12 protein-coding genes are annotated in these 14,071 nt (G+C 66.7%); 6 read left to right on the top strand and 6 right to left on the bottom strand.

What is annotated here, in order from left to right:
- Positions 1 to 2 precede the first annotated feature (2 nt).
- Positions 3 to 1,631, bottom strand: a complete 1,629-nt coding sequence (locus ABD091_RS13395) for an AIPR family protein (protein WP_343919215.1) — start codon at positions 1,629 to 1,631, stop codon at positions 3 to 5.
- 677 nt (positions 1,632 to 2,308) lie between these two features.
- Between ABD091_RS13395 and ABD091_RS13390 the strand changes: the two genes are divergently transcribed.
- The 3 genes from ABD091_RS13390 (at position 2,309) to ABD091_RS13380 (ending at position 6,177) form a co-directional block, all read left to right on the top strand.
- Entirely contained in the window at positions 2,309 to 3,949 is a 1,641-nt protein-coding gene (locus ABD091_RS13390; protein WP_343919213.1) for an Eco57I restriction-modification methylase domain-containing protein, read from the top strand.
- A gap of 21 nt (positions 3,950 to 3,970) precedes the next feature.
- Entirely contained in the window at positions 3,971 to 4,717 is a 747-nt protein-coding gene (locus ABD091_RS13385) for a PaeR7I family type II restriction endonuclease (protein ID WP_343919211.1), read from the top strand.
- A gap of 704 nt (positions 4,718 to 5,421) precedes the next feature.
- Positions 5,422 to 6,177, top strand: a complete 756-nt coding sequence (locus ABD091_RS13380; RefSeq protein WP_343919209.1) for a winged helix-turn-helix domain-containing protein — start codon at positions 5,422 to 5,424, stop codon at positions 6,175 to 6,177.
- 203 nt (positions 6,178 to 6,380) lie between these two features.
- Here ABD091_RS13380 and ABD091_RS13375 read toward each other — a convergent pair whose 3' ends face one another.
- A complete protein-coding gene (locus ABD091_RS13375) occupies positions 6,381 to 9,281 on the bottom strand; it encodes a vitamin B12-dependent ribonucleotide reductase (RefSeq protein ID WP_343919207.1) in 2,901 nt (966 codons plus the stop codon).
- Between the two features lie 184 nt (positions 9,282 to 9,465).
- Positions 9,466 to 9,966, bottom strand: a complete 501-nt coding sequence (gene nrdR, locus ABD091_RS13370; protein WP_343919205.1) for a transcriptional regulator NrdR — start codon at positions 9,964 to 9,966, stop codon at positions 9,466 to 9,468.
- Between the two features lie 313 nt (positions 9,967 to 10,279).
- Here nrdR and ABD091_RS13365 point away from each other — a divergent pair, with 313 nt between their 5' ends.
- Entirely contained in the window at positions 10,280 to 10,618 is a 339-nt protein-coding gene (locus tag ABD091_RS13365; RefSeq protein ID WP_343919203.1) for a hypothetical protein, read from the top strand.
- A gap of 241 nt (positions 10,619 to 10,859) precedes the next feature.
- Here ABD091_RS13365 and ABD091_RS13360 read toward each other — a convergent pair whose 3' ends face one another.
- The 3 genes from ABD091_RS13360 to ABD091_RS13350 all read right to left on the bottom strand — a co-directional run bounded on the left by ABD091_RS13360 (position 10,860) and on the right by ABD091_RS13350 (position 12,434).
- A complete protein-coding gene (locus ABD091_RS13360) occupies positions 10,860 to 11,186 on the bottom strand; it encodes a LysM peptidoglycan-binding domain-containing protein (protein ID WP_343919201.1) in 327 nt (108 codons plus the stop codon).
- Between the two features lie 140 nt (positions 11,187 to 11,326).
- Positions 11,327 to 11,629: a GNAT family N-acetyltransferase gene (locus tag ABD091_RS13355; RefSeq protein ID WP_343919199.1), complete on the bottom strand. Its 303-nt coding sequence runs from the start codon at positions 11,627 to 11,629 to the stop codon at positions 11,327 to 11,329.
- On the bottom strand, positions 11,604 to 12,434 hold the full coding sequence (locus tag ABD091_RS13350) for an SDR family NAD(P)-dependent oxidoreductase (protein ID WP_343919197.1): 831 nt from the start codon (positions 12,432 to 12,434) through the stop codon (positions 11,604 to 11,606). Before ABD091_RS13350 ends, ABD091_RS13355 begins: the two co-directional genes overlap by 26 nt.
- 34 nt (positions 12,435 to 12,468) lie before the next feature.
- Here ABD091_RS13350 and ABD091_RS13345 point away from each other — a divergent pair, with 34 nt between their 5' ends.
- Together ABD091_RS13345 and lexA are read left to right on the top strand one after the other, a co-directional pair.
- Positions 12,469 to 13,260 (top strand): GNAT family N-acetyltransferase, encoded by a 792-nt coding sequence (locus tag ABD091_RS13345; protein WP_343919195.1) that lies wholly within the window; start codon positions 12,469 to 12,471, stop codon positions 13,258 to 13,260.
- Positions 13,261 to 13,319: 59 nt separating this feature from the next.
- The gene (gene lexA, locus ABD091_RS13340) at positions 13,320 to 14,051 is read left to right on the top strand and encodes a transcriptional repressor LexA (protein WP_343919193.1); all 732 of its coding nucleotides are present in this window, start codon (positions 13,320 to 13,322) and stop codon (positions 14,049 to 14,051) included.
- Positions 14,052 to 14,071: the final 20 nt, after the last annotated feature.

Genomic DNA, 14,071 nt, shown 5'->3' with positions numbered 1-14,071 from the left:
CGTCACCGGGCGCGCCCATTCGCGAGCCAGTCGCGCGTCGCGTCTGACGCGAGGTGCAGCAGGGCCTGCTTCGATTTGAAGTCGATGTAGTAATTATTGAACCCCGCGGGTCGCTCGTCGAGGTCGCGGGCCGCGAACACGTTGGCAACAGACGCGACCACCCTGGCGATAGCTGAGTCGATCTGTGCGAAGTCTTGATCGGGCCGGATCGCTGCAAATAGCATCGCCTTCATGTCGTTTGACGCGCGCATTGTCTGCCCGACCAAGTAACAGGCAGTAAGCGCGCTGAGACTCCATGCACGGTGATAAACTTCGGGGAACGCCTCCTTGCGTTCCTCTATCGCCCGTCGGATTCGTGCAGCCAGCACAATGCGGCTGACCGGCAGGTCCGCTGGAAAGATCCTGCTGTAGTTCACCTGAAGGAAGAGGCTTGTTCGCTTAACAGCAAGCCAAGGCTCCTCCAGGTAGATGGCACAGAGCCACTGAGCGACGACGTCGTTGTGCAGAACATTGGTCGAGACCGGCCGTGTCCGATCCGGCCTAGTCTCGTAGTCGAGGCCATAGGGGACGAGTTCTCGGCGCAACCGGATTTGGGTGGGGTCCAATGCACGCAGGTTGCGAGTCGTCACCGGGTTCTGCGAGTTGCTTCGAACGGCGATTTCTTGTGCATCGTCGAGAGCGTCCTGTATCTCGACGAATTTGACCAGCAGGCGAAGTCGCTCCGAGACTGTCTCCTTGTTCGCATACAAAGCCAGCAGGGTTTGCGCTCCGTTCACCACCGAGATTCCGTCTAAATCGATCCTATTCTCACGAACCGTTAGAGCCTTGGTCAGGACGGTGAGCCCATTGTGGTGAGCGAGGATGTTCTCCTGTCCATCCACTGTCGAGAACGCCTCGTCGAGCGACCGACGAACACGATTCATGCCGAGACCCAGCCGTACGTTCAGGTCAAAGAGTCGCCGAGATTCAATGCCTGGCCAGTCCAGCGCCTCGAGCGCCGGCACGACGGCGATCGCCACGCGGCGATCTCCTGCCCTCGTTTCAATGACCTCGCCGGGCCTGACAGCGACGGAGTGCGCGCCTGGAACTGGTCCCGGTTCGGTGACTGCATTGCGAAGGCTGGCAAGGGCGTTCTCGTCCAAGATCTCGGTCGCGATGACACTTGACTCCACCGCGGCACTCTTCGGAACCCTGGATGCAGGGGCGACGGTCACGATGGTCAAGTGGAGGTGGTCATCTGCAGGCACCACCTTGGCCCGCTCCAGAATTGCGGAAACTTCTCTCGACTGACGCGCCACGCTGCGAAGTACGTCGGCGGCGGAACCCAAGTCGATGAGCGATGACACGTCCGCGGCGACTCGGGCGCGGCCCGCTGGTACCCGGTACATCAGAATAGCTACGTCATGTCCGACTTCGCTGGGTTGGACCAAGATGCCGTCCACCCGAAGCGCTTTCCCCTTACCGGATACTGCAACCGGCGTCGGAAGCACGTACTCATAGGCGTCCAGGTCATCGACTCCAAAGCGTGCCGACGCAACCCAAAGAAGAATTCGCTCACGTGGTGTCAGGTCTCTGTTGGAGTCCCCTGTCAGGGCGTCGGCGATCTGCAGAACATCACGCGGTCCGGGCACGCGCTCACTCTAGGGCCGGCTCGGGGGCCGCGCTCGTCTTGAGCTCAACCCCGCCGTCAAGAACCAGCCGGGGACGTCCGGCCTTCGGCATCCCAGCGTCCGCAGATAAAGGTCGAAAGCGCCCGCACCACGACCAATCGCCTCGCCCACACGTCCGCGGGGTCGGCACTCCTGGACCGCTGGGAGGGATATCCGGGCCGCTCGACTACGCATCCGCTCAGCCCTTCTGGAAGAGTTGGGATCGTGCAGGCCACGGCCCGGAAGAAGCGGAGAGGGGACGGAGGTCCGCATCAAGGGCGCCTGGGAGTAGGTCACGATCACGCCGAGAACCCGGCTCTGACCCAGCCCGCCGCCCTCGTTTGCCCGCCTGCTCACGATCAGTTGGACATCGGCGCCCTCGCCATCGTGGTCGTCTCGATCGAGGTGGTTGGGGTGGGTGACGCTGAGTGAGGCGGCCCACGCCTCCCCAACCGACCGGCGTCCGGAGACAGCAACATCGACTCAGACACCACCGCGCGCCAAGAGCCTTGGGCGTCCAGTGTCCAGCCCATCGCGAGCCATCGCCTGCGCCTGAAACCTGTCCGGGTCTCGAAAGCGGGCCCTGGCACTCGAACGCACGTACGGCTCGCTTGTGGATCCAGTCCCTACTTGTCATAGCCGGGTGCGATGCTTTGGTCATGACGTCAAGCGCCCTCGCCGCCGCCAGCACTGCGCAGAATTACGGCGAAGTGTTCACCCGCCGGTGGGTCGTTGAGGCAATGCTGGACCTCGCCGAGTACACGCCCGAGAAGGACCTGACTCATCTGACCGTGGTTGAGCCCTCGGTCGGAACTGGTGCCTTCTGGGGACCCTTGGTGGAGAGGCTGGTGCAGTCTGCTCTCGAGGTGCAGCGTCCGTTTGAGAGCCTCGCTGGTTGTCTGCGGGGGTGGGACTTGCGACCGGAGCACGTGGACACCTGCAAAGCCCTGACTGCCTCCGTCCTGCTCGCTAGCGGGTGCGATCCGCTGACCGCGACTTTGTTGGCGGATGCATGGCTGAGGACTGGCGATTTCCTGCTTGATGAAGAGGTTCCGCGAGCGGACCTGGTTGTGGGCAATCCGCCGTACATCCGGTACGACGACCTCCCGAGTGAACTGGCCTACGCGTACCGCCGCCGCTGGTCAACCATGAGTGGGCGGGGCGACATCTTCGTTGGGTTCATCCAGCGCGGTCTCGAACTCCTAAACGACGGCGGTCGGTTGACGTACATCTGTGCGGACCGCTGGATGCGGAACGCCTACGGTGCGGACCTTCGCGAGTTCGTGAGCACGCACGCCGCTGTGGAGGCAATCTGGCAGATGCATAACGTAGACGCGTTCGAGGCCGCGGTGTCCGCTTATCCCGCCATCGTCCAGTTCCGGAATGGTCCACAGGGCGAGGCAGTGATTGCTGACTGCGGAGCCCGGTTCACTCAGGCAGACGCTCTCAGCATCATCCGGTTCGCCCAGGACCCTTCTAAGGCGGAGCGCCTGCATCTTCCCGACACCGCCGCCCACCGAGTGCACGGCTGGTTCACCGGTAAGGCACTATGGCCTGCGGGGTCACCGGACCGCATCGCACTGTTGGAGGACCTCAACGAACGCTTCCAGCTCTTGGAAGCGACTGGCGTGAAAGTCGGCATCGGTATCGCCACGGGTGCCGACAAGGCATACATCGTGGACGCCTCGGTTGATGTCGAGCCGGATCGGAAGTTGCCAATCGTCGTCACCAACGACATTCGCTCTGGCGAGTTCTCCTATGGAGGCAAGGTTCTCCTCAACCCGTGGGCCCCAGACGGTAGCATTATCAACCTGGATGACTTCCCAAAGCTGAAGCGCGAATTGTCCGCGCATGCGGGGTTGCGTGAGCGGTTTGTCGCTAAGCGAAACCCCGGTACGTGGTGGCGTACAATTGATAAGGTCAACTACTCGCTCATCGAGCGGCCCAAAATCCTGATACAGGACATGAAAGCCCTGATGACGCCCGTCCTTGACCCGGGCGGCCACTATCCGGCGCATAACCTGTACCACCTGACGTCAGACCGGTGGGACCTTGAAGTGCTCGGCGGTCTTCTCCTGTCGAGGGTGACGCAGGCGTTCATCGAGGCATACGGCGTGAAGATGCGTGGCGGCACACTCCGAATGCAGGCGCAGTACCTCCGCACCATTCGCGTGCCGGCGCCGGAGACGATCAACCAAGCAATTGCTCAGGACCTCCGGACGGCGTTCCGGACTCGTGACCGGGGCCTGGCGACGAAGGCGTCGATGGAGGCTTATGGAATCGATGACATCGTTTGGTGACTTCCGGCAGAGTGGCCCCTCGTGAAGGTCAAGTGGGAGGATTATGACGACGCCGTGCGCGCTTTGTGGACAGGGCGGCAGACCGCAGCCGAGCGAGCACTCCTGCATGGGAAAGCGGATACCGGCACTCGCGGCACGGTCACGAGCGGGAAACACCTCGACCCGCTCCAAGCTTTGATAGCCGCGCAGTTCGAGCCTCTCCTTGCTCTTGGCGCCGAGATCGGTCACTCGATGCAACTCCCGCTGCCGGGCTACTACCGGAAGAGTCGGAACTGGGACGTTGTGGTCCTGCTGGACGGACAACTAGTTGCCGCTGTTGAAGCTAAGTCGATGTCAGGCTCGTTCGGGAACAACCTGAACAATCGCGTGGAAGAGGCCATCGGGTCCGCAGCCGACATCTGGCGTGCCTACCAGGACGGGCTGCTCGGACAGGTTCAGCCCTGGATTGGGTGGGTGTACGTGTTGGAGTCCCGAGACGGGCCAGGCGGGTCCAACCACATTGTCCAGGAGCAGGTCCAACCAATATTTCCGAGCGACCCGTTCTTCGCCAACCTCACTTATATGCAGCGAGCACGAGCGTCGGCAGTCAGGTTGGTGCACGAGAATCTATACAACGCCGCGTGCATCATCGCCAGCCGGAAGGACGACGGCATCGAGGACGAGCCGGACCCGCTCATCTCGACACATAATTTGACCGCTTCCATCGCCGCCCGCGTAACGTACTTTGAGACTCTCTACAAGGCGCGGACACGTCCACCGTCGCGCTAAAGGACCTTCCGACGACATAGGCTGATGTGCCCGAGCGCATGGACTTCCAGCAGGTTCCCGACGCTGTAGTACTGGAGGAACGCGCCTGCTGCGAGCCGGGGGGCACCGTCGGTCCGAGAAAACGCAAGAGTGCGCCGTGGTCCCGTCCGAATGTTCGATGCGTTCGGGCCCGGCCTGGCAGGTGTGGAGCCACGACTCAGTCGGATGCGGAAAACGTAGCCCACCCTACGTATCTACGAGTGACGAGAACTCACCTCGCGCGCCCGCGCCATAACGCGAGTCGCAGCATTCTCAATGGCGGGGTGTCGCCGCTGGCTCTCCTGCGGCCCGTTCGCGGAGCACCTCCCGGCGGATAGCGGGGTTCGACGGGCACCGCAGGTTGCCCCAAGAAGAGCACTTTCAGCGGCAGTCTGAGTCCAAGGCCTCCTCCAAGTGCCCCACAGACTTCATCGAAGTGTCCGCGACGAACGGATACGGCCTCCGCGAGTGAAGTTGACGAGGCGTGACCCGCGTCAACCTCTGCCCTCGTCGAGGCCAAACTCGATACCACCCGCGATGGCTTCGCCTGATCAACAATATGTCGGCGGTCTCCAACAAGTGGGCTACCCCTGCGGGCGTGCGAATTCGTCGAGGTCGGCCTCCTCGGCCCAGGCCGCCCAACAGTTCTCCGGACCGGACACTGTCCAGTAGGCCAGACTGCGGCGGTGGCAATCACACCTCAGCGTGTCCTGCACGACTACCTCCTGCTCGCCCTCACAGCGCTCGGAGGTTCCGCTACGAAGCGTCAGGCCCTCGACTGGATTGACGAGCACTTCGGGGTCACGCTGACCGTGGAGGATCGCCAGAGTCAGCCAAGACGCGCCGAACCGAAATGGGAGAATCAGACTGCCTGGGAACGGAACCGCATGGTTGAGACTGGTTTGATCGCGCCGTTCATCGAGGGTGTAACCGAGCGGGGTCGCTGGACGCTTACGCGGGCGGGTCGCACGGCCGCCATCCCGATTGCTGACGCGGTGCTCAGTGGACCGAGCCGTGAACCGTTGCATTTTGCCACGGGGCAGACTCCGGTTTCGGACCCTCAGCGGCGGAGAAAAATTGAGGACGCCGCACAAGATCGACTCATGGCGCTCTATCGCGCAGACGGCTGGGAGGTCGTGGATACCCGCGTCGGGCATCCATACGACGCCCGTGCCTTCAAAGGCGACGTTGTTCGCTACTTGGAGGCAAAGGGCACGACGAGCGCCGGAGAGAGCGTCATCGTGACCCGCAACGAGGTTGAGTGGGCACGTACGCACGTCGGCGAGTGCGTGATGGGCATTTGGTCAGGCATCGAGTTCAGCGCAAACGACGAGGTGCTCTCGGAATCCGGCGAGTTCCGCCTCTTCGACTGGGATCCGGCTCCGGCAGAACTCGTTCCAACTCAGTATGACTGGGTGCCAGACGCCGCGAAGTTGTTGTGACGAGTGCGGGGAGAGTGCTCGGTCCCCCCGGACCGCGCACGGTCGTTGTCCGCCCGGTTATCAGACTCCCCAGGGGCCTAGCAACCCCGCACGGGGCGCTATGCAGCGACTCGCGCGGTAGCTCAACCGGGGCGAAGTGCTGTGTCACAACCCAGACGGGCGTGGCTGAGGAACCTCCGCCACGCCCGTCTGACGTCGACCTATCAGCTGCAGCCGGACGTGCTCCCGCAGCCCTCGCAGACGTAGCAGGAGCCGGCGGGGCGCATCTTCGTGCCGCAGGTCATGCAGAGCGGGGAGTCGACGGCGGTGCCGGTGATCTTCTCCAGGAGCTCGGCGGAGGTGTGGGCCTCCTTGGGGGCGGGCTTGGCGCCGGCCTCGCTCGCGGCGGAGGTCTCGACGTCGCTCGCTGCGCTCGCTGCTCGACCACCTTCGACGACCTCTACCTGTGGGGCCGGGGCGAGGAGTTCGGCGGCGGAGCCGGTCTCCTCGGAGGTGGCCTCGTAGGAGCCGGTCTCGAGGTAGCGCTGGCGCTCCTCGGCCGAGTAGATCCCCATGGCGGAGCGCTGCTCGAAGGGCAGGTAGTCCAGGGCCAGGCGTCGGAAGACGTAGTCCATGATCGACTGCGACATCCGGACGTCGGGATCGTCGGTGAGGCCGGCGGGCTCGAAGCGCAGGTTGGAGAACTTCGAGACGTAGGTCTCCAGCGGCACGCCGTACTGGAGGCCGACCGACACCGCGATCGAGAAGGCGTCCATCACGCCGGCCAGGGTCGAGCCCTGCTTGCCGAGCTTGAGGAAGACCTCACCGAGCTGGCCGTCCTCGTGGGCGCCCGAGATCATGTAGCCCTCGGCGCCACCCACGGTGAAGGAGGTGGTGCGCGAGACCCGGGACTTCGGGAGCCGCTTGCGGGTCGGGGCGTAGACGATCTTCTCGACGACCTTGGTGGTCTCGGCCTCGTCGGCCGCAGCCTTGTCGGCGGCGTCCTTCTTGGCCTTGCCGCCACCGTCGGCGAGCGGCTGGCCCACCTTGCAGTTGTCGCGGTAGATCGCGGTGGCCTTGAGGCCGAGCTTCCACGACTGGAGGTAGACCTCCTCGATCTCCTCCACGGTCGCCGTCTCCGGCAGGTTGACCGTCTTGGAGATCGCGCCGGACAGGAACGGCTGGGCCGCCGCCATCATCCGGACGTGGCCCATCGGCTTGAGCGAGCGGGCACCCATGGCGGTGTCGAAGATCTCGTAGTGCTCGGTCTTGAGTCCGGGCGCGTCGATCACGTGGCCGTGCTCGGCGATGTAGTCGACGATCGCCTCGATCTTCTCCTCGTCGTAGCCCAGCTTCTTCAGGGCCCGCGGGATGGTCTGGTTGACGATCTGCATCGAGCCGCCACCGACCAGCTTCTTGAACTTCACCAGCGAGAAGTCGGGCTCGATGCCGGTGGTGTCGCAGTCCATCATGAAGCCGATGGTGCCGGTGGGCGCGAGGACCGAGGCCTGCGCGTTGCGGAAGCCGTTGGTCGCGCCGGTCTTGATGACGTCGGCCCAGGCCTGGGTGGCCAGCTTGTGCACCGACATGTCGTTGGCGTGCATCGTGCGCAGCGAGTCGTTGGCGGCCTGGTGCTTGCGCATGACCCGCTGGTGGGCGTCGGAGTTGCGGGCGTAGCCGTTGTAGGGGCCGACCACGCCGGCCAGCTCGGCCGAGCGGGCGTAGGAGGTGCCGGTCATCAGCGAGGTGATCGCCGCGGCCATCGCCCGGCCGCCGTCGGAGTCGTAGCCCAGGCCCATCGCCATCAGCAGCGCGCCGAGGTTGGCGTAGCCGATACCGAGCTGGCGGTAGTCGACCGTGGTCTGGCCGATCGCCTCGGTCGGGAAGTCGGCGAAGCAGATCGAGATGTCCATCGCGGTGATGATGATGCGCACCGCGTCGGCGAACCGCTGGGCGTCGAAGGTGTCGTCGTCCTTGAGGAACTTCAGCAGGTTGAGCGACGCCAGGTTGCAGGACGAGTTGTCGAGCGACATGTATTCCGAGCACGGGTTGGACGCGGTGATCCGGCCGGTCTCGGGGTTGGTGTGCCAGTCGTTGATCGTGTCGTCGTACTGCAGGCCCGGGTCGGCGCACTCCCACGCGGCCTTCGAGATCTTGTGGAACAGCTCGCGGGCGTCGACCATCTCGATGACCTCGCCGTGCTTGCGGCCGCGCAGGGCGAACTCGCCGCCCTCCTCGACCGCACGCATGAACTCGTCGCTGACGCGGACCGAGTTGTTGGCGTTCTGGTACTGAACGCTGGTGATGTCGGCGCCACCGAGGTCCATGTCGAAGCCGGCGTCACGCAGCGCGCGGATCTTGTCCTCCTCGCGCGCCTTGGTCTCGACGAACTCGACGATGTCGGGGTGGTCGACGTCGAGCACGACCATCTTGGCCGCACGACGCGTCGCGCCGCCGGACTTGATGGTGCCCGCGGACGCGTCGGCGCCGCGCATGAAGGAGACCGGGCCGCTCGCCGTACCACCGGAGGAGAGGAGCTCCTTGGAGGAGCGGATGCGGGAGAGGTTGAGGCCGGCACCGGAGCCGCCCTTGAAGATGAACCCCTCCTCCTTGTACCAGTTGAGGATCGAGTCCATCGAGTCGTCGACCGAGAGGATGAAGCACGCGGACACCTGCTGGGGAGACTGGGTGCCGACGTTGAACCACACGGGGGAGTTGAACGAGAAGTACTGGTGGACCAGCAGCCAGGTCAGCTCGCGCTCGAAGAGCTCGGCGTCGGCCTCGGTCGCGAAGTAGTCGTGGTCCTCGCCGCCCTGGCGGTAGGTCTTCACGACGCGGTCGATCAGCTCGCGCAGGCTCTGCTCACGGGCGTCGGTGCCGACGGCGCCGCGGAAGTACTTGGTCGTGACGATCGTCGAGGCGTTGGCGCTCCAGAAGTCGGGGAACTCGACGCCGCGCTGCTCGAAGACGGTCTCGCCGGTCTTCCAGTTGGTCTGGACGACGTCGCGGCGCTCCCACGTGATCTCGTCGTAGGGGTGCACCCCCTCGGTCGAGAAGATGCGCTCGATCGTGAGACCCGCGCCCTTCTTACGAGTCCCTGCGCTGTTGCTGACCGTCTCCGTCATGCCGACTCTCCCCAGTGGTGGTGCCCGGTGTGGGCGGTGTGGTGGTGCTTCTTCCATGGTGGCTCGCGCCACCGACAACTGCGGTCCCTCGACCGGCCGTCTCGGGTGGCCGGCGAGGGGGTGGGTGCTTGGTGTGGCCCGGCGCATGCAGCTTCCCCACTACACACGCCGGGCCAGATCGTGGTCAGCCCGTGGGCTGGGGTTGCGGATCGCTTGACGCCTCGGACGCTGCGTCCGATTCCAGGCGCAGCAGCTCGATCTCCTTCTCGAAGTCGTCCACCGACTCGAAGGCGCGGTAGACGCTGGCGAAGCGGAGGTAGGCGACCTGGTCGAGCTGGCGGAGCGGGCCGAGGATCGCCATGCCGACCTCGTGGGCCGGGATCTCGGCGCCGCCGCTCTGCCGCAGCGCGTCCTCGACCGCCTGGCCCAGGCACGCGAGGTCGTCCTCGGAGACCGGGCGGCCCTTGCAGGCCTTCCGGACGCCGGCGACGGCCTTCTCGCGGGTGAACGGCTCGGTCGCGCCCGACCGCTTCAGCACGGTCAGCTGCATCAGCTCCACGGTGGTGAAGCGCTTGCCGCAGGTCTCCGAGGCGCAGGTACGCCGCCGCCGGATCGCGCTGCCGTCGTCGGCGACGCGCGAGTCGACGACCCGGGTGTCTGCGTGACGGCAGTAGGGACACTGCATGCTGGATCGCCTCCTTTCGGGCGCGCCGACATCGCCCTGCGAACGGGCGGCTCGGCCTGTGGATCAGACGGGGTTTGCTGTGGATGGATCGCGCTGTGCTGTGGGTGACACACCCGGCTCTTGTGAACTAGATGTGGAGAACCACAACGGTGTAACTACTAGATGTAGTGGTAACCGTACGTCGCGGACCGACGGGGTGCAAGCGGAACGGGGACAGTTTCCGAAGTTGTCTCGACCGGTTTTCAAAACCGCAGGTCAGGCCCCCTTTGTGGGTTCGGAGGACGGCGTGTCGGGGGCTGGCACAATGGCCCTCGTGGCGAGTCGGGGCAAGCGCGCGGGGGCGAAGAAGAGGGCGCGCTTCCGCCCGAGCGTGCTGCTGCTGGCGATCGGCATCACGGCTGGCGTCGTGGCCTGGGGCTACCTCGTCAAGGCCGCCATCGACTTCGGCGTCCAGGCCCGGTCGGGCACCTCCGACGCGTGGCTCTTCCTCGGTCTCGCCTCGGCCGGGGCGGTCGCGTGTCTCTTCATCGGGCTGATGCTCATCGCGCGGCTGCTGCGGACCCTGGGGATCACCTCGGAGCGCACCCCGTCGTCTCCTGACGAGCCGGACGCTCCCCCGCGGATCCCCGGCGGGCGGCGCGCGGCCCGCTGAACGGGGTCCGGAGGTCTCGACACTCGCCCTCGCCTAGCGGCTCGGACGGCTCGACCACCTAGGCGCGGCGGGCGGCTCGACCACCTAGGCCCGGCGGGCGGCTCGACCACCTGGGCCGGACGCCGCTGCGCCTCGGACCGAGGCCAGCGTGTGGCTCGATCCGAGGCGCAGTCTTCCCCGGCCCTCCGCACGGTCCGGGGTCGAGTCGGAACCGGGCGGAGGAAGTTATTCAGTTGTGGGGTTACTCGACGGGGACGCGGAGCTTCTGCCCTGCGTAGACCATCGAGGACTCGAGGTGGTTGAGCTGCTGGATCCGCTCGACCGTGGCGTTGACGTCGCCGGTCGAGACGCGGGCGGCGAGGTCGTAGAGGGTGTCGCCGGGCTCGACCTGGACGGTGAGCGTCGCGTCGCGACCGGGCTCCTCGCTCGCCACCGAGCCGGAGCCCCAGAGCACGCCGAGCGCCAGCACCAGCAGCAGGCCCGTCATGAAGACGACCAGCCGGCCGCGCCGGGTCAGTCGCAGGGACGGGGTGTAGGAAACGCTGGGGGTGATGGCCATGGTGCTCATCGGGACCTCCTGGGGAAGTGGCGGTCAGCCTGTCGGTCGGTGTTCGAATCAGACCCTGACGGAAGCCACTGACAACCTCGGGTTTCGATCAGAGGTTCGATCGAACACATGTACGAAGTTAGAGCAGGTGTTCGAACAAATCAAGCATGTGTTCGAACGGAGTGTCGGACGTGCGGGTCGGGGTCCTCGACACCGCCGAGACGCCCGTAGAACGGGCCGTTGAAGGCCACGTCGCGGAAGATCGTGCCGCAGATGGCGGAGTAGCCGGCCTCGCGGCAGCCCGAGACGACGTGCTCCAGCAGCCAGCGGCCGACCCCCTGCCCGGCGACGGCGGGATCAGTGGAGACCTGGTCGAGCGCGACGAGGTCCGGGGTCAGCTCGGTCAGCCGTGCAAGGCCGACGACACGTCCGTCGAGATCAGCGGCGCCCTTGGCGGCCGGCATCCTTGGCGATCGCCTTCTTACCCTTCGCCTCGACCAGCTTCATCGCGTGGCGGGAGACCGAGGGGGCGAGGGCGGAGAGGCGCACCACTCCCCCGCGCGATCGCGGGACGCTGAGGACGACGCGGTTCGTGCCGAGCAGGCCGACCGCCTCCTGCGCGACCTCCGCCGGCTCGAGCACGCGGGAGCCGGAGTGGGCGAGGCGGGAGCCGAGGGAGTCGTGGGTGTGGCCCTCGTGGAGCATCGCCGTCTGCACCACGTCCGGGCAGACCGCGTGGACGCGCACCGACGGCGGGGTCTCGAGCTCGACCGAGCCGGTCAGCGACACCACACCGGCCTTCGTGGCGGCGTAGGCCCCGTAGCCAGGGATCGGGCCGAGGCCGGCGAGCGAGGCGGTGTTGACGATGTCGCCGCCCCGGGGGCCGAACGCGTCGAGCGCGGCCCGCATCCCCCACATCACGCCGAGCAGGTTGACCTCGACGAGCCGGCGGACCTGGTCGTCCGGCATCTCCGCGAGCCGGCCGTCGTCGCCGACGCCGGCGTTGTTGAACCAGGCGGTCAGCGGTGCGTGGTGGAGGGCGGCCTCGGCGGCGGCACGGTGGTCGGCGGGGTTGCGGACGTCGTGGGTCAGCCCCTCGTCGGCGCCGATCTCGGCGGCCGTGTCGGCCGCGGCCGCGCCGTCGATGTCGGTCAGCACGACGTGGTGGCCACGGGCCACCAGCAGCTCCGCGATCGCCCGGCCGATGCCGCGCGCCCCCCCGGTCACGACGACGCTCGACCCAGCACCGGAACCGCTCAAGGAGGCCATGGCGCCGGAGTCAACCACGCACTAGCGTCCAAGGGTGAGCGACCCCCGCGTGGCGCCGGTCGAGGAGAACCTCCTCTCGTTCTTCCGCGCGGCCCAGCAGTGCCCACCGATGACACCGCTCCCGGACACCGACGTCCTCGCCGCAGTCTCCGACATCCCCTTCCCGCTCTTCAACGCCGTCCTCGGCGCCTCGTTCTCCCCCGGGACGGCCGGAGACCGCACGGCCGGCCTCGTGGCGGCGTACGTCGAGCGAGGACTGCCGTGGCTGTGGTGGACCACGCCGTCCCACACCTCGCCCGAGCTCGAGGCGGCGCTCGCCGCCGCCGGGATGGGCCGCGGCGACACCCCCGGGATGCACCGGCGGCTCGACGGTCCGGTCGAGGCTGCCGTCCCCGCGGCCCTCGACCTCACCCTGGTCGACGTCGCCGTCGAGCCCGATCCCTGGATCGGCACCATGCTCAGGGGCTTCGACATGCCGCCCGACCTCGCCGGACCGATGACCCAGGTCCTCGGCGGGGTGCCCGCCGGCCAGCTGGTCAACATCCTGGCGCGGATGGGCGGCGAGCCGGTGGCGGTCGGCAGCGGCTGGATCGACGACGGCACCATCGGGCTCTACAACATCGCCACGGTCGAGTCGGCACGCGGCCGCGGGATCGGGTACGCCGTGACGGGGGCGCTCCTGCAGGCCGGGCACGAACGGGGAGCGCGGCAGGCGATCCTCCACGCGACCGACCTGGGACGGCCGGTCTACGAACGGCTCGGGTTCGAGGCGGTCTGCCTCGTGCCGCAGTGGGTCTGGCTCCCCTCGGACCCCGGCCAGGGGTAGCGACACGCCGTTCGAACAGGTGTTTGATCCGGGGGGCGTGGTGGTGGCACCCTGAGCGCATGCCGCAGAAGAAGAGCTCCGGTCGTGAGGGTGTCACCGAGCTGCCCGACGGCCCGCCCGACACCACCGGGCTGACCGCGCGCCAGCAGAAGGTGCTCGCGACGATCAAGGACGCGATGGAGAAGCGCGGCTACCCGCCCAGCATGCGGGAGATCGGCGAGGCCGTGGGGCTGACCAGCTCCAGCAGCGTCGCCCACCAGCTCAAGACTCTGGAGGAGAAGGGCTTCCTCAAGCGCGACCCGAAGCGGCCGCGGGCGCTCGAGGTCTTCCTGCCCGAGGTCATGGCGGCGCGCCGCTCGATCGGTGGCGCCGAGGAGCACGACCTCGACGAGACCGGCGTCGGTGACGCGCGGCCCGCGGCGTCGTACGTCCCGGTGGTCGGCCGGATCGCGGCCGGCGGCCCGATCCTGGCCGAGGAGCGGGTCGAGGACGTCTTCCCGCTGCCGCGCCAGCTCGTCGGCGACGGCCAGCTCTTCCTGCTCGAGGTCCGCGGCGACTCGATGGTCGACGCGGCGATCTGCGACGGCGACTACGTCGTGATCCGCCAGCAGCCGACGGCCGAGAACGGCGAGATCGTCGCGGCGATGATCGACGGCGAGGCGACGGTCAAGACGTTCCAGAAGAAGACCGGCCAGGTCTGGCTGCTCCCCCACAACGCGGCCTACGAGCCGATCGACGGCACCCACGCCACGATCCTCGGCAAGGTCACGGCGGTCCTGCGGAGGATGTGACCGTCGCGTTCCGTTCACGC

Origin of the sequence: Nocardioides aestuarii (genome assembly GCF_039527245.1) — a bacterium.
Lineage (GTDB): Bacteria > Actinomycetota > Actinomycetes > Propionibacteriales > Nocardioidaceae > Nocardioides > Nocardioides aestuarii.
Note: the sequence above shows the minus strand (reverse complement) of the source record. Positions and strands in the feature narration are given on the sequence as shown.

What these genes read in the sequence shown, in the direction of transcription:
- ABD091_RS13375 (WP_343919207.1), bottom strand. Translation starts at nt 9,281, where the DNA reads ATGACGGAGACGGTCAGCAACAGCGCAGGGACTCGTAAGAAGGGCGCG.
- ABD091_RS13390 (WP_343919213.1), top strand. Translation starts at nt 2,309, where the DNA reads ATGACGTCAAGCGCCCTCGCCGCCGCCAGCACTGCGCAGAATTACGGC.
- ABD091_RS13355 (WP_343919199.1), bottom strand. Translation starts at nt 11,629, where the DNA reads ATGCCGGCCGCCAAGGGCGCCGCTGATCTCGACGGACGTGTCGTCGGC.
- ABD091_RS13360 (WP_343919201.1), bottom strand. Translation starts at nt 11,186, where the DNA reads ATGAGCACCATGGCCATCACCCCCAGCGTTTCCTACACCCCGTCCCTG.
- nrdR (WP_343919205.1), bottom strand. Translation starts at nt 9,966, where the DNA reads ATGCAGTGTCCCTACTGCCGTCACGCAGACACCCGGGTCGTCGACTCG.
- ABD091_RS13350 (WP_343919197.1), bottom strand. Translation starts at nt 12,434, where the DNA reads ATGGCCTCCTTGAGCGGTTCCGGTGCTGGGTCGAGCGTCGTCGTGACC.
- lexA (WP_343919193.1), top strand. Translation starts at nt 13,320, where the DNA reads ATGCCGCAGAAGAAGAGCTCCGGTCGTGAGGGTGTCACCGAGCTGCCC.